This is a genomic window from Streptomyces sp. Tu 2975 (assembly GCF_009832925.1).
Taxonomy (GTDB): domain Bacteria; phylum Actinomycetota; class Actinomycetes; order Streptomycetales; family Streptomycetaceae; genus Streptomyces.
This window is the reverse complement of record NZ_CP047140.1, coordinates 5,270,259-5,289,235: the sequence shown is the minus strand read 5'-3', so window position 1 is coordinate 5,289,235 and position 18,977 is coordinate 5,270,259. Positions and strand designations below refer to the sequence as shown.

The 18,977-nt window shown below is 69.1% G+C and carries 16 protein-coding genes, 2 tRNA genes and 1 pseudogene; 7 read left to right on the top strand and 12 right to left on the bottom strand.

What is annotated here, in order from left to right; genetic code table 11:
• Positions 1–87: 87 nt before the first annotated feature.
• Positions 88–1,062 carry a hypothetical protein gene (locus GLX30_RS23450; RefSeq protein WP_159692047.1) on the top strand — a complete coding sequence of 325 codons (975 nt, stop codon included), beginning with the start codon at positions 88–90 and terminating at the stop codon, positions 1,060–1,062.
• Between the two features lie 72 nt (positions 1,063–1,134).
• Here GLX30_RS23450 and clpX read toward each other — a convergent pair whose 3' ends face one another.
• The 5 genes and pseudogenes from clpX to GLX30_RS23425 all read right to left on the bottom strand — a co-directional run bounded on the left by clpX (position 1,135) and on the right by GLX30_RS23425 (position 5,880).
• Entirely contained in the window at positions 1,135–2,424 is a 1,290-nt protein-coding gene (clpX, locus tag GLX30_RS23445; protein WP_005317626.1) for an ATP-dependent Clp protease ATP-binding subunit ClpX, read from the bottom strand.
• Positions 2,425–2,571: 147 nt separating this feature from the next.
• Positions 2,572–3,282 carry an ATP-dependent Clp protease proteolytic subunit gene (locus tag GLX30_RS23440; protein WP_159692045.1) on the bottom strand — a complete coding sequence of 237 codons (711 nt, stop codon included), beginning with the start codon at positions 3,280–3,282 and terminating at the stop codon, positions 2,572–2,574.
• Positions 3,283–3,324: 42 nt separating this feature from the next.
• Positions 3,325–3,930: an ATP-dependent Clp protease proteolytic subunit gene (locus GLX30_RS23435; RefSeq protein WP_159695205.1), complete on the bottom strand. Its 606-nt coding sequence runs from the start codon at positions 3,928–3,930 to the stop codon at positions 3,325–3,327.
• Between the two features lie 326 nt (positions 3,931–4,256).
• Positions 4,257–5,653 (bottom strand): annotated as a pseudogene (gene tig, locus GLX30_RS23430) (trigger factor).
• Positions 5,654–5,803: 150 nt separating this feature from the next.
• Positions 5,804–5,880 (bottom strand) — tRNA-Pro (locus tag GLX30_RS23425).
• Between the two features lie 142 nt (positions 5,881–6,022).
• On the opposite strand from GLX30_RS23425, the gene GLX30_RS23420 reads away from it, so the two are divergent.
• Positions 6,023–6,093 (top strand) — tRNA-Gly (locus GLX30_RS23420).
• 165 nt (positions 6,094–6,258) lie between these two features.
• On the opposite strand, the gene GLX30_RS23415 is transcribed toward GLX30_RS23420, so the two are convergent.
• A complete protein-coding gene (locus tag GLX30_RS23415; RefSeq protein ID WP_159692042.1) occupies positions 6,259–6,453 on the bottom strand; it encodes a hypothetical protein in 195 nt (64 codons plus the stop codon).
• Positions 6,454–6,877: 424 nt separating this feature from the next.
• On the opposite strand from GLX30_RS23415, the gene GLX30_RS23410 reads away from it, so the two are divergent.
• Positions 6,878–8,044 (top strand): acyltransferase family protein, encoded by a 1,167-nt coding sequence (locus tag GLX30_RS23410; protein WP_208545471.1) that lies wholly within the window; start codon positions 6,878–6,880, stop codon positions 8,042–8,044.
• A gap of 23 nt (positions 8,045–8,067) precedes the next feature.
• Here the strand turns inward: GLX30_RS23410 and GLX30_RS23405 are convergent, their stop codons facing one another.
• A complete protein-coding gene (locus GLX30_RS23405) occupies positions 8,068–8,541 on the bottom strand; it encodes an HD domain-containing protein (protein ID WP_159692040.1) in 474 nt (157 codons plus the stop codon).
• 58 nt (positions 8,542–8,599) lie between these two features.
• On the bottom strand, positions 8,600–9,745 hold the full coding sequence (locus GLX30_RS23400; RefSeq protein WP_159692038.1) for a PP2C family protein-serine/threonine phosphatase: 1,146 nt from the start codon (positions 9,743–9,745) through the stop codon (positions 8,600–8,602).
• Positions 9,746–9,852: 107 nt separating this feature from the next.
• Between GLX30_RS23400 and GLX30_RS23395 the strand changes: the two genes are divergently transcribed.
• Positions 9,853–11,082, top strand: a complete 1,230-nt coding sequence (locus GLX30_RS23395; RefSeq protein WP_159692036.1) for a GNAT family N-acetyltransferase — start codon at positions 9,853–9,855, stop codon at positions 11,080–11,082.
• A 28-nt stretch (positions 11,083–11,110) separates the two neighbouring features.
• Here the strand turns inward: GLX30_RS23395 and GLX30_RS23390 are convergent, their stop codons facing one another.
• Both GLX30_RS23390 and GLX30_RS23385 read right to left on the bottom strand, forming a co-directional pair.
• Positions 11,111–11,926, bottom strand: a complete 816-nt coding sequence (locus tag GLX30_RS23390) for a DNA-formamidopyrimidine glycosylase family protein (RefSeq protein ID WP_159692034.1) — start codon at positions 11,924–11,926, stop codon at positions 11,111–11,113.
• Positions 11,927–12,005: 79 nt separating this feature from the next.
• Positions 12,006–12,494: a ribose-5-phosphate isomerase gene (locus tag GLX30_RS23385; protein WP_159692032.1), complete on the bottom strand. Its 489-nt coding sequence runs from the start codon at positions 12,492–12,494 to the stop codon at positions 12,006–12,008.
• A 169-nt stretch (positions 12,495–12,663) separates the two neighbouring features.
• Between GLX30_RS23385 and GLX30_RS23380 the strand changes: the two genes are divergently transcribed.
• A complete protein-coding gene (locus GLX30_RS23380) occupies positions 12,664–14,145 on the top strand; it encodes an amino acid permease (protein WP_159692030.1) in 1,482 nt (493 codons plus the stop codon).
• Between the two features lie 206 nt (positions 14,146–14,351).
• Here the strand turns inward: GLX30_RS23380 and GLX30_RS23375 are convergent, their stop codons facing one another.
• Complete coding sequence (locus GLX30_RS23375) at positions 14,352–14,936, bottom strand: biotin transporter BioY (protein ID WP_159692028.1); 585 nt, start codon at positions 14,934–14,936, stop codon at positions 14,352–14,354.
• A gap of 263 nt (positions 14,937–15,199) precedes the next feature.
• Here GLX30_RS23375 and GLX30_RS23370 point away from each other — a divergent pair, with 263 nt between their 5' ends.
• The gene (locus tag GLX30_RS23370) at positions 15,200–16,624 is read left to right on the top strand and encodes an amino acid permease (protein ID WP_159692026.1); all 1,425 of its coding nucleotides are present in this window, start codon (positions 15,200–15,202) and stop codon (positions 16,622–16,624) included.
• Positions 16,625–16,721: 97 nt separating this feature from the next.
• Complete coding sequence (locus GLX30_RS23365) at positions 16,722–18,140, top strand: amino acid permease (protein ID WP_159692024.1); 1,419 nt, start codon at positions 16,722–16,724, stop codon at positions 18,138–18,140.
• A 117-nt stretch (positions 18,141–18,257) separates the two neighbouring features.
• Here the strand turns inward: GLX30_RS23365 and GLX30_RS23360 are convergent, their stop codons facing one another.
• Complete coding sequence (locus GLX30_RS23360; protein WP_159692022.1) at positions 18,258–18,896, bottom strand: DsbA family protein; 639 nt, start codon at positions 18,894–18,896, stop codon at positions 18,258–18,260.
• Between the last annotated feature and the right edge of the window lie 81 nt (positions 18,897–18,977).

Sequence of the window (18,977 nt, the reverse complement as noted above, 5' to 3'; positions counted from 1 at the left end):
GTAACGGTGTGCCCCCGGCGCCCCATCCGGCCGGTGCTTGGGCCAGGATGTTCGGAACACACAGACATCACGAGGGGAAAACCCGTAATGAGCTACAACCAGCCGGGCCCGTACGGCGGGCAGCAGCCGCAGCAGCCCGGACCGTACGGCCAGCCGGGGCCCTACGGCCAGCAGCCGCAGGGCCAGCCGGGCCCTTACGGCCAGCAGCCGCAGGCCCCGCAGCCCGGTTACGGGTACCCGCAGCAGGCCCCGCAGGGTGTGCCGCCGCAGCAGCCCTACGGATACCCGCAGCAGCCCGGCCAGCCCGGCCCCTACGGCCAGCAGCCCCAGTACGGCGCGCAGCAGCCGGGCGGCTATCCGCCCCCGCCGCCGGCGCAGGGCGGTGGCGGCAAGAAGACCGGGCTCATCATCGGCGCGGTGGTGCTGGTGGCCGCGCTCGGTGTGGGCGGGTACTTCGTCTTCGGCGGCGGCGGTGGCGGCCTCGAGGACGACGGCCCGCACAAGCTGACGGCGCCGAAGAGCATCATCGGTGGCAAGTACATGCGCGCCGACAAGAACGAACCCGAGCCGAAGCCGGCCGACAAGGACTCCTCGAAGATGCTCGCCGCCAGCGGGGTGACCGATGCCATGTCCATCGGTTCGACGTATTCGACGATCGACCTGACGAAGCTCGACCCGAGCGACCCCACGGCGATCGAAAAGGTCTCCAAGGCGCAGAACCTGGTCTACATCGGCTTCTACGGCAAGATCGAGGACCCGGCGAAGGTCCTCGACGCGGCCTTCGCCGAATTCAACAAGAACACGAAGGACACGGAGACGAAGATGATCGGGGATCCGCAGGAGGTGAACCCCGACGGCCTGGACGGCGCTTTGATGAAGTGCCAGGAGGCCGAGAGCAAGAACCAGAAGACGGGCGTGACCCAGAAGACCTACATGTGCCTGTGGTCGGACTACAGCACCCTCGGCATCGTCGAGCCGGTCCAGGGCGAAAAGGGCACCACGCTCGACGAGGCGGCGAAGCTTGCCTCGGACGTGCGCAACGAGGTGCGTGTCGCCAAGTAGCGGCACCACGTACGCGAAAGGGGCGCCCGGTCAACGACCGGGCGCCCCTTCGGCGTTCAGGAGCGAAGAAGGCTACGCGCTCTTCTCGTGACGGCCGTTGCCGTCGTCCTTGACGATGCGCGGGACCAGCGTCGGGTTGACGTTGTTGCGGACGACGTCACGCGTGATGACGACGCGCGCCACGTCCTTGCGGGACGGAACCTCGTACATCACCGACTGGAGGACCTCCTCCATGATGGCGCGCAGGCCGCGCGCGCCGGTGCCGCGGAGGATCGCCTGGTCGGCGATGGCCTCGAGGGCGGGGAGGTCGAAGTCCAGCTCGACGCCGTCGAGTTCGAAGAGGCGCTGGTACTGCTTGACCAGCGCGTTGCGCGGCTCGACGAGAATCTTCAGCAGCGCCTCGCGGTCCAGGTTGTGGACCGAGGTGATGACGGGCAGACGGCCGATGAACTCGGGGATCATGCCGAACTTGACCAGGTCCTCCGGCATGACCTCCTGGAACTGGTCGCTCGCCTCGATCTCGCGCTTGGAGCGGATCGTCGCGCCGAAGCCGATGCCCTTCGCTCCCGCGCGCGACTCGATGATCTTCTCGAGGCCGGCGAACGCGCCGCCCACGATGAAGAGCACGTTCGTCGTGTCGATCTGGATGAACTCCTGGTGCGGGTGCTTGCGGCCGCCCTGCGGGGGTACGGAGGCCGTGGTGCCTTCCAGGATCTTGAGCAGGGCCTGCTGGACGCCCTCGCCGGAGACGTCCCGCGTGATCGACGGGTTTTCGCTCTTTCGGGCGACCTTGTCGATCTCGTCGATGTAGATGATCCCGGTCTCGGCCTTCTTGACGTCGTAGTCGGCCGCCTGGATCAGCTTGAGCAGGATGTTCTCCACGTCCTCGCCGACATAGCCCGCCTCCGTCAGCGCGGTCGCGTCGGCGATGGCGAACGGGACGTTGAGCATGCGGGCGAGCGTCTGGGCGAGCAGCGTCTTGCCGGAGCCCGTGGGACCCAGCAGCAGGATGTTGGACTTGGCGAGCTCGATCGCGTCGTCCCGGCCCTGCGCACCGCCGTTCTCGCCGGCCTGGACGCGCTTGTAGTGGTTGTACACCGCGACCGAGAGGGCCTTCTTCGCGGGCTCCTGCCCGACGACGTACCCCTCGAGGAACTCATAGATCTCGCGCGGTTTGGGAAGTTCCTCCCACCGCACCTCGGAGGTCTCTGCGAGCTCCTCCTCGATGATCTCGTTGCAGAGGTCGATGCACTCGTCGCAGATGTACACACCGGGGCCTGCGATGAGCTTCTTCACCTGCTTCTGGCTCTTTCCGCAGAACGAGCACTTGAGCAGGTCGCCGCCATCACCGATGCGTGCCACGAGGTGCTTCCCCTTCGCCTGGGAGCGGCTTGGTTCAGCCGACTCCTGGTGCCTCATATTCGACGGTACCTTGCCGAGCCCCCCGTACGGGCCCCCCTTGGCGCGGTTCACACATTGTCGTGTACCGCGCCAAGGGCGCCGGATCGGTCAGGCGGCCGCTGCGGCCGTGCTCTTACGGGTCGAGACGATCTGGTCCACGAGGCCGTAGGCGAGGGCGCCGTCGGCCGTGAGGATCTTGTCGCGCTCGATGTCGTCGCGGATCTTCTCGATCGGCGTGGTGGAGTGCTTGGCCAGCATCTCCTCCAGCTGCTCACGCATACGAAGGATCTCGTTGGCCGCGATCTCCAGGTCGGAGAGCTGCTCGCGGCCGGTCTGCGAGGACGGCTGGTGGATCAGCACACGGGCGTGCGGCAGGGCCATCCGCTTGCCGGGCGTACCGGCGGCGAGCAGCACGGCCGCGGCGGACGCCGCCTGGCCCATGCACACCGTCTGGATGTCCGGCTTCACGAACTGCATCGTGTCGTAGATCGCGGTCAGCGCGGTGAAGGACCCACCGGGGCTGTTGATGTAGATAGAGATGTCCCGGTCCGGGTCCATCGACTCGAGGCACAGCAGCTGCGCCATCACGTCGTTGGCGGACGCGTCGTCGATCTGCACGCCGAGGAAGATCACGCGCTCCTCGAAGAGCTTCGCGTACGGGTCGTACTCGCGCACGCCCTGCGAGGTGCGCTCGACGAAGCGGGGGACGACATAGCGGTTGTCCACCGCGGGGCCCGTGTAGAGGCCGCTCGCGGAGGCGCCGGTGTGTCCGGACAGACCGGGGATGCCGGGGAAGTTACTCATGTGGGTGTTCACCATCCTGGTGGCGTTCGGCGGGCGGGGGCTCGGTGCGGCAGGCGCTCAGGCGCCGGTGCCGCCGCCGCCCGGGACGCCCGAGGCGGCGGAGATGATCTCGTCGATGAGGCCGTAGTCCTTGGCCTCCTCGGCGGTGAACCAGCGGTCGCGGTCACCGTCGCGGATGATCGTCTCGACGGTCTGACCGGAGTGCTGGGCGGTGATCTCCGCCATCCGCTTCTTCGTACGGAGCAGGTACTCGGCCTGGATCTTGATGTCCGAGGCGGTGCCGCCGAGGCCGGCAGAGCCCTGGTGCATGAGGATGTCGGTGTTGGGCAGCGCGAACCGCTTGCCGGCGGCTCCGCCGGTGAGCAGGAACTGGCCCATCGACGCGGCCATACCCATGCCGATCGTCACCACGTCGTTCGGGATGTACTGCATGGTGTCGTAGACCGCCATGCCGGCCGTCACCGAACCGCCGGGGCTGTTGATGTAGAGGTAGATGTCCTTGTCCGGATCGGCGGCAAGGAGCAGCATCTGCGCGGTGATCTTGTTGGCGATGTCGTCGTCGACCTGCTGGCCGAGGAAGATGATCCGCTCGCCGAGCAGCCGGCTGTAGACCTGGTCGCCGAGGCCACCACCGATGGAGGGCTCGCCGGCGGCATAAGGCATCAGATTCGTCACGTGTCCACCTGCTCGTCTCTGACGGCTTCGACCGTCTCAGCGTCTTCGTAACCGGGGGCGGGGACTCCCCTGCCCTCGTATTCATGGACCCTAACGCGCAGGTCGGACAGAGCCATCCCGCTTCCCGAACTGTTCGCTCGGAGCGCAAGGTCGACACTCCTCGCGGGGTACCGGCACAGCCCGTGAACGGGCCCTGCGGAAGGCCGCGACGGGCCCGGGAGGGGCCGTCGCGGGCCTGTGGAAGGCCGGTGGGACGCGTACGGGCTCCGGGCGCGTGGTCGCGTCCGGAGCCCGTAGCAGGGTCAGCGCGAGGCTCAGGCCTCGTTCTTCTCCTCGGCCTCACCCTCGACGGCGGCCTCGGCCGTCTCGGCGGCGGCCTCGGTCACCTCGGCCTCGTCCTCTTCGTCCTCGAGGTCGACGACCTCACCGTTGGTGTCGACGACCTTGGCGGCCTCGACGACCACGGCCAGCGCCTTGCCACGGGCGACCTCGCCGACGAGCATCGGCACCTGGCCACCCTCGACGACGGCCTGGGCGAACTGGTCGGGGCTCATGCCGGAGGACTGCGCACGCCGCATGAGGTGCTCGGTGAGCTCCTCCTGGTTGACGTTCAGCTTCTCCTTGTTGACGAGCTCGTCCAGGATGAACTGGGTCTTGATGCCCTTGACCGCCTGCTCCTTGGTCTCGGCGTCGAACTCTTCCTCGGTCTTGCCCTGGATCTCCAGGTACTTGGCGAGGTCGAGGCCCATCTGGCCGAGCTGGTGGTGCTCAAGGTTGTGCTTGCGGGTCTTGACCTCGTCCTCGAGGAGCTTCTCGGGGATCGGGACCTCCGCCAGCTTCAGCAGCTCGTCGAGGACGCGCTCCTGGGCCTGGGTGGCCTGGTCGTACTGCTTCATGTTCTCGAGGCGCTTGCGGCTGTCGGCCTTCAGCTCCTCGAGGGTGTCGAACTCGCTCGCCATCTGCGCGAAGTCGTCGTCGAGCTCGGGGAGCTCACGGGCGGCGACGGCGGTGACCTTGACGGTGACCTCCGCGTCCTTGCCCTCGGCGGAGCCGCCCTTCAGCTGCGAGGTGAAGGTGGCCTCGCCGCCGGCCTCCAGGCCGGTGACGGCCTCGTCGATGCCGTCGAGCAGCTCGCCGGAACCGATGGTGTACGAGACACCCTCGGCGACACCGTCGGGCAGGACCTCGCCGTCGACCTTGGCCTCGAGGTCGATCGTGACGACGTCGCCCTCGGCGGCGGCGCGCTCGACCGGGTTCGTGGAGGCGAAGCGCTCACGCAGCTGCTCCACGGACTTCTCGACGTCCTCGTCGGTGACCTCGACGGCGTCGACCGTGACCTCGATGCCGGAGTAGTCCGGGATCTGGATCTCGGGCGGATGTCGACCTCAGCGGTGAAGGCCAGCGTCTCGCCGTCCTTCAGCTCGGTGATGTCCACCTCGGGCTGGCCGAGCGGGTTGAGCTCGGCCTCGTTGACCGCCTCGGTGTAGAGCTTGGGAAGCGCGTCGTTGACGGCCTCCTCCAGCACCGCACCACGGCCGAACCGCTGGTCGATCACTCGGGCCGGGATCTTGCCCTTGCGGAAGCCCTTGACCGTGACCTGCTGGTTGATCTTCTTGTACGCCGCGTCGAGGCTGTCCTTGAGCTCCTCGAAGGGCACCTCGACAGTGAGCCGAACCCGGGTCGGGTTCAGGGTCTCCACGGCGCTCTTCACGGTTCGGTCTCCTTGGTGGCTGACATCTTGGGGTACTGCTGGCGCCGGATTCGGCGATTCAGCGGATGGGGCCCGGCACATCAGACACACGGGCACACAGCTTGCATAGTAACGGCAAGCGGGAGGCGCCTCACAACGCGATCTTGCTGGTGGTCGGGGTGGCCGGATTCGAACCGACGACCTTCCGCTCCCAAAGCGGACGCGCTACCAAGCTGCGCCACACCCCGTCGGTGCGAACCGTAGGGTACATGCCTCGGCAGCGTGGGCCGCCCCCTTTACGGGCGTACCGGAACGAGGTGTGCGTCGAGGGCCCCGGACCCGCTACGATGCTTCTCGTGCCGCGGCCCTCGTGACCTGCGGTGCGAGTTTGCGGGCGTAGCTCAATGGTAGAGCCCTAGTCTTCCAAACTAGCTACGCGGGTTCGATTCCCGTCGCCCGCTCTGTGCACGACTCGGGCCCGGCCCGGTGATCATTCACCGGGCCGGGCCCGAGGTCGTTCCGCGAGGCGAGCGGCCTCCCGGCGGATTCCCGAGGGTGGTCTCCGAAGGTGCTCTCCGAGGTGATCGAGCAGAGCCGATCGCGGGAGCCGGCGCCCGGCAGTGACCTCAGAAGCTGATCCGGTTGATCGTCTCGGCTATCGAGTTCATGAATCTGTTGATCGACGGCGCCATGCCCGTCGAGGCGAGGAAGAAGCCGAAGAGGACCGCCACGATCGCGGGCCCGGCCTTGATGGAGCCGCCGCGGATCAGCACCACGAGGACGATCGCCAACAGAAGCACCACTGACAGTGAAATGGCCACAACTGATCACACCCTCGGTCGGTCCGCCTTGCCGGCCCGGGAGCGCACGGCCCAGCACACTCCCGCCTGCACCATCGTGCCACCAACCCCTCTGCCCCTGTTGCCCGGTGACGAACCGTCCTGGACAAGATCACGCCAACCCGCCCCGGCCGACGCCCGGGAGGCGGTCGCACCCGCGGGGCCGGGCGAGTGAAATACGGGAAGGAATTCAACGTGATCGTTTCACTGTCCCCACACTTTGGTCACGAGAAATTCGAAGCCGCTTCGTGAGGTAATTCACCTCGCCCTCCAACTCGGACGATATGCCCCGTTTAAGAGGGATTAACTAGGGCATACGGGTCCGTTGGGTCCCGTGTCAGATTCGAATAGGGCAGGTGCCCTGCGTGTTTTACGAAATCGAATAGGCGCGGCTAGGGTGCCTTGAATGTTCCACGCTGCGCATGGATACGAGAGGGCTCCGGCACCCGAGGTCAAGGAGCCCGAGACCACCCCGACGAGCCGGGCGGCGACCGCTCTCGCCCCTGCCACGAGTGGCCTGAAGTCCGCTCCGCGGACGGCTCCCAAGGCCACCGGACGGGACGCCTACTTCGACAACGCGAAGTACCTGGCCATCGTCCTGGTGGCCGTGGCCCACGCCTGGGAACCGGTGATGGAGGGCAGCAGGGCCACGCGTGCCCTGTACATGGTGATCTACACCTTCCACATGCCGGCCTTCATCATCGTCTCCGGCTACTTCTCCCGGAGTTACCAGGGCAAGCCGCATCAGCTCAGACGACTGCTCACCGGCATCGCGCTGCCGTACGTGGTCTTCGAGGTGGCCTACTCCCTCTTCGTCCGGTACGGGAACGACGAGCCGTCCCACCCGATCAGCCTGCTCGACCCGTACTACCTGACGTGGTTCCTGGCGGCTCTGTTCATCTGGCGGCTCACCACCCCGCTGTGGCGGATCGTGCGGTGGCCGCTGCCGATCGCGCTGGTCATCGGCGCGCTGGCGACTCTCACCCCGGACATCGGGGCGGACCTCAACCTCGCGCGTGTGCTGCAGTTCCTGCCGTTCTTCGTGCTGGGCCTGTGCCTGAAGCCCGAGCACTTCCAGATGCTGCGCCGGCGCGAAGTGCGGCTGCTGGCCGTTCCGTTCTTCGCCGTGACGCTCGTCTTCGCGTACTGGGTGGCACCCCGGATGAACCTCGGCTGGTTCTACCGCTCCAGCAGCGTGCAGGACCTGGGCTGGCCGTGGTGGTCGGGACTCGTGGTGATCATCGCGTTCTTCGGGTGCGCGGTGCTGCTGAGCGCGGCGTTCCTCGCCCTCGTGCCCGGTCGCCGGGCGTGGTTCACGGTGCTGGGCGCCGGGACCATCAGCGGGTACCTGCTGCACGGCTTCGTCGTCAAGGCCGGTGACTACTGGGGGCTGTTCGAGAGCCAGAAGTGGCTCGGCAGCCCGATCGGTCTGGTCGTGGTGACGATCTGCGCGACGGGCATGGTGACCCTGCTGTGCTCGCCGCCGGTGCGCCGGGCGCTGAAGTGCGTCACGGAGCCCGAGATGACGTGGGCGTTCCGCCAGGATGTGGCAGAGGCCGGACCGCGCCGGTAGCCGCCGGTGCCCGGGCGGCCGGCTCAGCCGGCCGCCGGGCCCTCGTCGGCGGTCAGACCCAGCAGTTCGCGGGTCCTGGCGTACTTCTCCGCCAGCCTGTTCCGCGTCGCCTCGTCGAGCACCGCGAGGCGGGCGGGGTCGGCGTTGTGTGCCAGGTCGGCCTGTTTGACGAGCAGGGCGCCGGGAGTGGCCGCGATCCGCCGCGTGTACGTCTCCAGGTCCTCGTCCTCGCCTCTGGTGAGGGCGAGGACCATGTCCTTCACGGGCCGTGGAAGTGCGGCGCCTTCGAGCCGTTCACGGCTCAGCACACCGTCCTCGACCGCGTCGTGGAGCCAGCCGGCGGCGATCTGGTCGTCGCTCCCGCCCCGGGCGCGCACACCGTCCGCGACAGCTTCGAGGTGTTCCACGTAAGGGCGTCCCGCCTTGTCGCGCTGGGCGGCGTGGGCCTCACGGGCGATGGCCTCGACCTCGGCCAGGGTCAGCATCTGCTCGGACATGGCACGACTGTACGCGTCACCGGACGCCGTCATGCCGTGGGAGCGTGCGGGCCCGCGCTCACGCCTGGCGGCACAGCAGCAGCAGCGCCCGGTCGTCGTTGACGTCCTTGGCGACGGCCTCGATCAGATGCCAGGCGGCACCCTCGAAGCCGGCGGTCACATAGCGGTCCGCCTCGCCGGTCAACCGGTCGATGCCCTCGCCGATGTCCCGGCCCGACGCCTCCACGAGTCCGTCGGTGAACAGCATCAGCACGTCGCCCGGTCGCAGCGAGCCCTTGACCGGGTCGAACTGGGCCGCGTCGTACACACCCAGGAGCGGTCCCTCCGCGGCCATCTCCTCCCAGCGGCCGCTGCCCGCGTGGAGCTGGAGGGCGGGGAGATGTCCCGCGGACAGCAACTCGTAGTCGCCGGAGTCGAGGTCGAGCACGAGGTGGATGGATGTGGCGAAGCCCTCGTCCCAGTCCTGCCGCAGGAGATAGCCGTTGGCCGCGGGAAGGAAGCCGTGCGGCGGCAGCGAGCCCAGCAGGCCGCCGAACGCCCCCGACAGCAGCAGCGCCCGCGACGCCGCGTCCATCCCCTTGCCGGACACGTCCGTGAGGACGACCTCCAAGGTGCGGCCGCCGTTGGTGCGGGCGGCGACCACGAAGTCGCCGGAGAACGATTGGCCGCCGGCCGGGCGCAGCGCCATCTCCTGGTGCCAGCCCTTCGGAAGCCGCGGCAGGGCGCTCTGCACCCGGATGCGTTCGCGCAGGTCGAAGAGCATGGTGCCGCCGCGCCGCCACGGCACGCCGACCCTGGCCCGGAACTGGGCGATCAGCAGGCCGAACATGCCGCACGCCGCGACGACCAGGACCGTGCCGGGGGTGACCCTCGCCGGGCCGTCCGTGTACGGACCGAGCGCTATGGACTCCACGATGAGCGCCGCGGCCGCGGCCGCGTAGAGGCCGAGCAGACTGGCCGGCCGCAACAGCAGGCCGCCCGCCACGATCGGCAGGACCAGCGCCACCGGTGAACACCACACGGGCGCGGCGATCGTGCCCCAGGTGATCGCGGGGATCGTCAGCAGGAGTCCGGCCAGGGCGAGCCGGTCGGAGCCGTCACCGCGGAAGTAGTCGACCCCGGACTTGCGCAGCGCGATACGCGCCCGGTGCACCGCTTTGCGCAACCGGGCCGTGGACGAGTCTGCTGCAGAGCCGCGGGCCATTGCCGTGGACCCTATCCACCCGCCGCCCCGGCGTGCAGGGTGACCCCCACGACATTGCGTTCGAAATCGGGTCGCGACGGGCCGTGCACGGCTGGTAGGGATGGCATATGACGACAGATCTGCGCGTGCTGCGCCAGTCCGAGTGGGACCGGTGGTACCGGAGTCTGGAGCTCGCCTTCGGCGGCGTCCCCGAGACCCGGCCGGAGCGCGACCTCTGGGCGGACCTGACGGAGACCGAACGCTCCATCGGCGTCTGGGACGGCGACGACTGCGTCGGCACCGCGGGCGCGTTCACCTTCTCCATGTCCGCGCCGGGTGGCACGTTCGTACCCGCGGCCGGCGTGACCATGGTCAGCGTGGCGGCGACCCACCGGCGGCGCGGGATCCTCACGTCGATGATGCGGCGCCAGCTCGACGACATCCGCTCCTGGGGCGAGCCGCTCGCCGTGCTCACGGCTTCCGAGCCGGAGATCTACGGCCGGTTCGGCTACGGGATCGCCACCCACCAGATGTCCGTCGAGATCGACTGCACGCGGACGCGGATCGCCGCGCCGCCCGGCGCCGACGAGGTCCGGCTCCGCTTCGTGCCGGTCGCCGAGGGCGCTGAGGCGTGCGAAGAGGTGTACCGGCGCACGATCGGCACACGGCCCGGGATGCTCGCGCGCCGGCCGGGCTGGGAGCGGCTGCCGCTGCTGGACCCGCCGAGCGAGCGGGAGGGCGCGTCCCCCATGCAGTGCGTACTCGCGGAACGGGACGGTCAGGTCGTGGGGTACGCCCGCTTCCACAACAAGCCGAACTGGTCGGCGGCCGGCCCCGAAGGCTCCATCTCCGTACGGCACATCGACGCACTGGACCCGGTCGCGTACGCGGCGCTGTGGCGGTTCCTGTGCGGCATCGACCTGACGACGACCGTGCGGTCCCGCAACCGTCCCGTGGACGATCCGCTGCTCCAGCTGGTCACGGACATCCGCCGCTGCGGCGTGCGGGTACGGGACTCGCTGCACGTCCGGCTGGTCGACGTGGGGGCCGCGCTGGAGGCTCGGCGCTACACCGCGCCGGTCGACGTGGTGTTCGACGTCGACGACGCGTTCTGCCCCTGGAACACCGGCCGTTGGAGGCTCACGGGCGACGCGAAGGGCGCATCGTGCGAGCGGACCCTTGACGAGGCGGACCTGGCGCTGTCCGTACGGGAGTTGGGGGCGGCGTATCTGGGAGGCGTGTCGCTGTCGGCGCTGGCCGGGGCGGGGCGGGTGCGGGAGTTGCGGGAAGGGGCGCTGGCGGAGGCGTCGGTGGCGTTCGGCTCCGACGTCGCGCCGTGGCTGCCGCACGGGTTCTAGCGGGGGCCGCGGGGCGTGGGCGCCCGGTTCAGGCGCCGGTCGGCTGGCAGGTGGGGCACCAGAAGAGGTTGCGGGCCGACAGCGGTGCCGTGCGGATCTGCGTGGCGCAGACATGGCACGGCATGTTCGCCCGGCGGTACACGTAGACCTCGCCGCCGTGGTCGTCCACACGCGGTGCGCGGCTCATCGCCTCCGGAGTGTGTTCCGGGCGGACGGTGTCGATGCGGTTGTTGCGGACGCCCTCGCGCATCAGCACGGCCAGGTCCTCCCAGACGGCGTTCCACTGGCGGCGCGTGAGGTCCTTGCCGGCCCGGTAGGGGTCGATGCCGTGGCGGAAGAGGACCTCGACGCGGTACACGTTGCCGACGCCGGCGATGATCTTCTGGTCCATCAGCAGCGCGGCGATCGTCGTGCGCGAGCGGGAGATACGCGCCCACGCCCGGTCCGGGCCGTCGTACGGCCTGAGCGGGTCGGGGCCGAGGCGGTCGTGTATCGCCCGCTTCTCGGGTGCGGTGATCAGCGCGCAGGTGGTCGGGCCGCGCAGGTCGGCGTAGTGGTCGTCGTTCAGGACGCGCAGGCGGACCGTGTCGGTGGGCGGCGGCGCGGGGGCCGTGCCGAAGCCGAGCTTGCCGAACAGGCCGAGGTGGATGTGGACCCACCCGATGTCCTCGAAGCCGAGGAACAGATGCTTGCCATGTGCGTCGGCGCCGTCGAGTACCCGGCCGTCGAGGAGCGCGGCGCTGTCGGAGAACTTGCCCTGGGGACTGCTGACCCGGACGTTCCACCCCGCGAAGCGATGGAGGTAGTCCTCCGCGAGGCGGTGGATCGTGTGCCCCTCGGGCATGGGGTCGGTCCTCCTGGACGGCATGACCGTGCCGCCGGGACGGACCCGGCGGCACAGGGAAGCGGATGCGGTGCGGGGCTCAGCCCTGCTGCGGGTGGTGGGCCGGGATCGGGGGGAGCTCGCCGGTGGTCTCGTACGCGGAGAGCATCTCGATGCGGCGGGTGTGACGTTCCTCACCCGAGTACGGGGTGCTGAGGAAGATCTCGACGAACTTCGTCGACTCCTCGAGGGAGTGCATCCGCCCGCCGATGGCGACGACGTTGGCGTTGTTGTGCTCACGGCCGAGCGCGGCGGTCTGCTCGCTCCAGGCGAGCGCGGCACGCACGCCCTTGACCTTGTTGGCGGCGATCTGCTCGCCGTTGCCCGAGCCGCCGATCACGATGCCGAGGCTGTCCTCGTCCGCGGCCGTCCGCTCCGCGGCGCGGAGGCAGAACGGCGGGTAGTCGTCCTGGGCGTCGTAGATGTGGGGACCGCAGTCCACGGGCTCGTGGCCATGGGCCTTGAGCCACTCGACGAGGTGGTTCTTGAGTTCGAAGCCGGCATGGTCCGAGCCGAGGTACACGCGCATGGTTCGAGTGTGGCATGCGGGGCAGGAGCCGTCCGGCGCGGGGCCGGGCTCGGGGCGCGCCGGAGTGACGAGTGCAACGAAACGGATTCGACCCTTCCGTACTGGCACGTACTGGGTTCTAATTCCGAAGTTCGTAACCCGAGCGGCACCAAGACATAAGGATTCGTCCATGACGTCGCAGTCGACCCTCACAAAGGAAGGCGACATGCCCGAAACCCCGGGGCAGTCGCCTTCCACTGACGGTCTCAAGGCCGGTCTCAAGAACCGCCACCTTTCCATGATCGCCATCGGCGGTGTGATCGGCGCCGGCCTGTTCGTCGGATCGAGCTCCGGCATAGCCGCGGCCGGCCCGGCGATCCTGCTGTCGTACGCGCTCGTGGGCATGCTGGTGGTGTTCGTGATGCGGATGCTGGGCGAGATGGCCGCGGCGAGCCCGAACTCCGGGTCCTTCTCCGCTTACGCCGACCGCGCGCTCGGGCGCTGGGCGGGCTTCTCCATCGGCTGGCTCTACTGGTTCTTCTGGGTCGTCGTGCTGGCCGTGGAGGCCACGGCCGGCGCCGAGATCCTCGAGGGATGGATGCCGGCGGTGCCGCAGTGGGGTTGGGCACTGATCGTCATGGTCGTGCTGACGGCCACCAACCTGGTCTCCGTCTCCTCCTACGGTGAGTTCGAGTTCTGGTTCGCCGGCATCAAGGTCGTCGCCATCGGCGCGTTCGTCATCGTCGGTCTGCTGGCCGTCTTCGGCGTGCTGCCCGGCTCCGACAACCCGGGGGCGGGCCTCGCCCACCTGACCGACGCGGGCGGCTTCATGCCGAACGGCGCCGGCGCGATCCTCGCCGGTGTGCTGCTGGTCGTCTTCTCCTTCATGGGCAGCGAGATCGTCACCCTGGCGGCCGGCGAGTCGGAGAACCCGCGGCGCGCGGTCACCAAGGCCACCAACTCGGTGATCTGGCGTGTCGGTTTCTTCTACCTCGGCTCGATCTTCGTCGTGCTGACGCTGCTCCCGTGGAACGACAAGTCGATCGAGGAGAAGGGGTCGTACGTCGCCGCCCTGGACTCCATCGGCATCGCGAACGCCGGCCAGATCATGAACGTGATCATCCTGACGGCGGTCCTCTCCTGCCTCAACTCGGGCCTCTACACCGCCTCGCGGATGGCCTTCTCGCTCGGTGAGCGCGGTGACGCGCCCAAGGCGTTCGCCAAGGTCAACGCCAAGGGTGTGCCGACGGCGGCCATCCTGGCCTCTGTGGTCTTCGGCTTCGCCGCCGTGTACTTCAACTACGCCTTCAAGGACACGGTCTTCCTGTTCCTGCTCAACTCGTCCGGCGCCGTGGCCCTGTTCGTCTGGCTGGTGATCTGCTTCACCCAGCTGCGGATGCGCGGCATCCTGCTGCGCGAGGCGCCGGAGAAGCTGACGGTGAAGATGTGGCTCTTCCCGTACCTCACCTGGGCGACCGCCGCGATGATCACCTTCGTCCTCGTCTACATGGTCGTCGACGAGGCCAACCGGCAGGTCGCGCTGCTCTCGATCGCCGTCGCCGCGGTGGTGGTCGCGATCGCCGTGACCCGCGAGAAGTTCTTCCCGCGGCCCGCCGCCGCGCCCGTCACGGCCGCCCGTGACGAAGAGGTGGAGCAGGTCTCCGGAGTCTGAGAGGAGGCCTGACGCCACATGCCTGGTGGTGTCGGGCGCTCCCGGGAGGCTCTCCGTCGGTCCCGCGAGGGACGGACGGAGAGCCTCCCTTCTGTTTTCCCGCTCTTGGTGCGCATCGGGTACGGACCGGAAACGCAAGAGGCCCGCCGGTCTCAGGGTCGTACTGAGAACCGAGGCGAGCCTCTTCCGCGGCCGGCGGCCGTGCGTCAGCCGCGGCGGCCGATGAGCTTCCAGGCGGTGGGCAGTGCGCCCATCGCCAGGGCCGCCTTCAGCGCGTCGCCGATCAGGAACGGCACCAGGCCGGCCGCGACCGCCTCGCCGAGGGACATGCCGGTGGCCAACGCCAGGTAGGGGACGCCGACCGCGTAGATGATCGCCGATCCTGCCGCCATCGTGCCCGCCATGCGCAGCACGGAACGGTCGGCGCCGCGACGGGCGAAGTGGCCGACGACGGTCGCGGCGAGCAGCATGCCGAGGATGTAGCCGAAGGACGGCATCGCATAGCCGGAGGTCGCCTGGGCGAACCACGGCATGCCCGCCGTGCCGGCCACCGCGTACAGGGCGAGGGAGAGGAAGCCGCGGCGGGCGCCCAGCGTCGTGCCCACGAGGAGGGCCGCGAAGGTCTGCCCGGACACGGGGACCGGGGAGCCGGGGACCGGGACGGCGATCTGCGCCGCGATGCCGGTGAGCGCGGCGCCGCCGACGACGAGGGTGATGTCCCGGACGCGGGACGCGGGCAGCAGGTCGGCGAGGACGAGCCCCGATCGGACGGGGGCGGCAGCAGTGCTCATCGGGACTCCGCGAGGGTGAGGGCAGTTCGGGACAGGGTGACCGTAGCCCACTGAGAATCGCTCGATCACCAGCTGCCGCCCACAAAGCGGCGGTTGACGGTTTGGTGGGGTTCGCACAAAGACTCTCGATCATGCCGACGATGACGTGATGCTCGTCACTGAGGTCCGGGGTGCTGGTGTCCGTTTTGCACAGGAGGTGTCAACTCGGGAAGACTGTAGGGATCCCATAACTCGTACCGAGTGATCCGAGAGTTCTCCAGCAGATGCACGACGCGCCGCCCACGCCCCTGGCCGCAGAGGCCGAACCCCTGAGCCACGGACTCAAGCAGCGTCATCTGACGATGCTCGGCCTCGGCGGGGTGATCGGCGCCGGGCTCTTCGTGGGATCGGGCGCCGGCATCGCCCTGGCCGGCCCCGGCATCGTGCTCTCCTACCTGATCGCGGGCGCACTCGCGATGCTGGTGATGCGGATGCTCGGTGAGATGTCCTCCGCGATGCCCGCCTCCGGTTCGTTCTCGGTGCACGCGGAACGCGCGCTCGGGCGCTGGGCCGGGTTCAGCGTCGGCTGGCTGTACTGGTTCCTGCTGGTGGTGGTGCTCGCCGCGGAGGCGACGGCCGCCGCGGCGATCGCCCACGGCTGGGCACCTGCCGTCCCCCAATGGGGCTGGGTGCTGGTGTTCATGGTGGTCTTCACCGCCGTCAACCTGGCGGCGGTGAAGAACTTCGGCGAGTTCGAGTTCTGGTTCGCCGCGCTCAAGGTCGGCGCGATCGTGCTCTTCCTGGCGCTCGGCACCCTGGCGATCTTCGGACTGCTGCCGGACACGGACCCGGTCGGCCTCACCCGGCTCACCGGCGAGGGCGGCTTCCTGCCGGGCGGCTGGTCCGGCGTGATCTCCGGCGTACTCGCCGTCGTCTTCGCCTTCGGCGGCCTCGAGGTCGTCACCATCGCCGCCGCGGAGACCGAGGACCCCGCCCGCGCGGTGGGCCGCGCCGTACGCAGCGCGGTGGTCCGCATCCTCTTCTTCTATGTGGGCTCGATGGTCGTCATCGTGACCGTCATGCCCTGGACGGCGCAGAAGGCGGGCCTGAGCCCCTACGTCTCGGTTCTCGACTCGATCGGGGTGCCGAGCGCCGGACGGATCATGGAGATCGTCGTCTTCGTGGCGCTGCTGTCCGCGCTCAACGCCAACCTGTACGGCGCCTCCCGGATGGTGTTCTCGCTCGCGGAGCGCGGCGAGGCACCGAAGGGGCTGTTGAAGCTCACTCCGGGCGGCGTGCCGCGCAAGGCGGTGCTGGCCTCCGTCGCGTTCGGCTTCGTGTCCGTGCTGCTGAATCTGAAGTGGCCGGATTCGGTCTTCCTCTACATGCTCAACTCGGTCGGCGCGGTACTGCTGTTCGTCTGGGCGCTGATCGCGGTGTCGCAGTTGCGGCTGCGCCGGCGCCTCGAGCGGGAGGCGCCGGAGAAGCTGACCCTGCGCATGTGGGGCTTCCCGTGGCTCACCTGGGTGGCACTCGCCGCGATGGCGGCCGTGCTGGGCCTGATGCTCACCGATGACACCGCCCGGCCGCAGGTGCTGTGGTCGAGCGGTGCGACCGCCGGTGTACTGGTGGTTTCGGCCGTCCGGGAGTTTCGCGAACGGCGTCGCCGAGGTGCGCGGTCCGCGTGTGCAGATGTTGACGTTCCGTGAAGATCGTGACCGTATAGCGGACATCTGTTCCCTGTGAGCGGCGACCATGCTCACACTGGGCCGCTCCCCCGTCTCAGCTCATGAACAGGGCACGCCCATGTCTCGGACCACCGCGCCCGCGCCCGTCGACCAGCCGGCCGACGCCACGCTCACGCACGGCCTCAAACAACGCCACCTGTCGATGATCGCGCTCGGCGGTGTCATCGGCGCGGGGCTCTTCGTGGGATCGGGCGCCGGTATCGCCGCGGCCGGACCGTCGATCGTCGTCGCGTACGCCCTCTCCGGACTGCTGGTCATGCTGGTCATGCGGATGCTGGGCGAGATGTCGGCTGCCAACCCGGCCTCCGGCTCCTTCTCGGTGCACGCGGAGCGGGCCATCGGGCCATGGGCCGGCTTCACCGCCGGCTGGGCGTTCTGGTTCCTGCTGTGCGTGGCCGTGGGCCTGGAGGCCATCGGGGCCGCGGGCATCATGACGGGCTGGTTCCCCGGGACGCCCGAATGGGCCTGGGTGGCGCTGTTCATGCTGGTGTTCTGCGGCACGAACCTGGCGGCGGTGAAGAACTTCGGCGAGTTCGAGTTCTGGTTCGCCGCGCTCAAGGTCGGCGCGATCGTGCTCTTCCTGGGCATCGGCGTCCTCGCGATCGCCGGCGTCCTTCCGGGCAGCGAAGCACCCGGCACCGCCAACCTCACCGGAGACGGCGGCTTCATGCCGAACGGCAGCGAGGGCCTGATCGTCGGCCTCCTCGCCTCCGTCTTCGCCTACGGCGGTCTGGAGACGGTCACCATCGCCGCCGCCGAGTCCGAGCACCCGGTGCAGGGCGTGGCCAAGGCCGTGCGCACCGCGATGTGGCGTATCGCCGTCTTCTACATCGGTTCGATGGCGGTCATCGTCACGCTGGTGCCGTGGCACGAGAAGGCGGTCGCCGAGAAGGGACCGTACGTCGCGACCCTGGACCACCTGGGCATCGACGGCGCGGGCCAGATCATGAACGTGGTCGTGCTGATCGCCCTGCTCTCCGCGATGAACGCCAACATCTACGGCGCCTCCCGGATGGCGTGCTCGCTGGTCGCCCGCCGCCAGGGTCCGACGGCGCTGGGCCGGATCTCCGGCGGAGTGCCGCGGACCGCCGTGCTGGTCTCCTCCGTCTTCGGCTTCCTGTGCGTGCTGCTGTCGTACTGGCGGCCGGACGACATCTTCATGTGGCTGCTCAACACGATCGGCGCGATCATCCTGGTCGTCTGGTTCTTCATCGCCGTCTCGCAGTTGGTGCTGCGCCGGCGCACCGAGCGGGAGGACCCCGAGAAGCTGGTCGTGAAGATGTGGCTGTTCCCCGGCCTCACGCTGCTCGCCCTGGCCGGCATGGCGACCGTGTTCGCGCTGATGCTGCGTGAGGAGGAGACCCGGATGCAGCTGCTCGGCACCGGTGTCCTGACACTGGTCCTCGCCGTCGTCGGATTCGTGCTGCAGAAGAGGCGCGAGTCCCGGTCCGCCGTCGAGGCCGGCGCGACGGACTGAGCGCGACAGCGCACGGACCCACCCGCACAGCACGGTGCCCCCGCGAGTACATGGCTCGCGGGGCACCGTGCTGTGCGGGGCGCGGCTGCTGCCGGGGCCGGGGTCCCGGCGGGCGGTTCAGTCGAAGACGGGGCCCCGGGTCCGCGTGCGCTTGATCTCGTAGAACCCCGGGATCGACGCGACCATCAGCGTCCCGTCCCACAGCCGGGCCGCCTCCTCGCCCTTGGGGGCCGGGGTGACGACCGGACCGAAGAAGGCGATCTGCTCGCCGTCCGAGCCGGGCACCGCGATGACCGGCGTGCCGACGTCCTGGCCGACCTTCTCGATGCCCTCCTTGTGGGAGGCGCGCAGCTGGGCGTCGTACGTGCCCTTGTCCGCGAAGTCGGCGAGGGACGTGGGCAGACCGACGTCCTTGAGCGCCGCGACGACGGCCTCCCGGACGGGACCCATGCCCTCGTTGTGGAAGCGGGTACCGAGGGCGGTGTAGAGCTTGCCGACCACCTCGTCACCGTGCTCCTGCTGGGCGGCGACGACGACGCGCACCGGGCCCCACGCCTTGTTCTCCAGCATGTCCCGGTACTCCTCGGGGAGCTCGTCGAGCTTGTCCTCGTTGAGCACCGCGAGGCTCATCACATGCCAGCGCACCTCTACGTCACGGACCTTCTCCACCTCGAGCATCCAGCGGGAGGTCATCCAGGCCCAGGGGCACAGCGGGTCGAACCAGAAGTCCACGGGCGTCTTGCCGTTGTGCGACATATCACTCCTCGGAAGGGATCGGCGCCCTGCGCGCCTGCCCGGGCAACGCCGCCGATGGCTCCGCCGATTCCCATGGGAGGA

Excerpts from the sequence above, each read along its gene's own strand:
- GLX30_RS23450 (WP_159692047.1), top strand. The coding sequence starts at position 88 with ATGAGCTACAACCAGCCGGGCCCGTACGGCGGGCAGCAGCCGCAGCAG.
- GLX30_RS23440 (WP_159692045.1), bottom strand. The coding sequence starts at position 3,282 with ATGGTGAACACCCACATGAGTAACTTCCCCGGCATCCCCGGTCTGTCC.
- GLX30_RS23435 (WP_159695205.1), bottom strand. The coding sequence starts at position 3,930 with ATGCCTTATGCCGCCGGCGAGCCCTCCATCGGTGGTGGCCTCGGCGAC.
- GLX30_RS23410 (WP_208545471.1), top strand. The coding sequence starts at position 6,878 with ATGTTCCACGCTGCGCATGGATACGAGAGGGCTCCGGCACCCGAGGTC.
- GLX30_RS23405 (WP_159692040.1), bottom strand. The coding sequence starts at position 8,541 with ATGTCCGAGCAGATGCTGACCCTGGCCGAGGTCGAGGCCATCGCCCGT.
- GLX30_RS23400 (WP_159692038.1), bottom strand. The coding sequence starts at position 9,745 with ATGGCCCGCGGCTCTGCAGCAGACTCGTCCACGGCCCGGTTGCGCAAA.
- GLX30_RS23395 (WP_159692036.1), top strand. The coding sequence starts at position 9,853 with ATGACGACAGATCTGCGCGTGCTGCGCCAGTCCGAGTGGGACCGGTGG.
- GLX30_RS23390 (WP_159692034.1), bottom strand. The coding sequence starts at position 11,926 with ATGCCCGAGGGGCACACGATCCACCGCCTCGCGGAGGACTACCTCCAT.
- GLX30_RS23385 (WP_159692032.1), bottom strand. The coding sequence starts at position 12,494 with ATGCGCGTGTACCTCGGCTCGGACCATGCCGGCTTCGAACTCAAGAAC.
- GLX30_RS23380 (WP_159692030.1), top strand. The coding sequence starts at position 12,664 with ATGACGTCGCAGTCGACCCTCACAAAGGAAGGCGACATGCCCGAAACC.
- GLX30_RS23375 (WP_159692028.1), bottom strand. The coding sequence starts at position 14,936 with ATGAGCACTGCTGCCGCCCCCGTCCGATCGGGGCTCGTCCTCGCCGAC.
- GLX30_RS23370 (WP_159692026.1), top strand. The coding sequence starts at position 15,200 with ATGCACGACGCGCCGCCCACGCCCCTGGCCGCAGAGGCCGAACCCCTG.
- GLX30_RS23365 (WP_159692024.1), top strand. The coding sequence starts at position 16,722 with ATGTCTCGGACCACCGCGCCCGCGCCCGTCGACCAGCCGGCCGACGCC.
- GLX30_RS23360 (WP_159692022.1), bottom strand. The coding sequence starts at position 18,896 with ATGTCGCACAACGGCAAGACGCCCGTGGACTTCTGGTTCGACCCGCTG.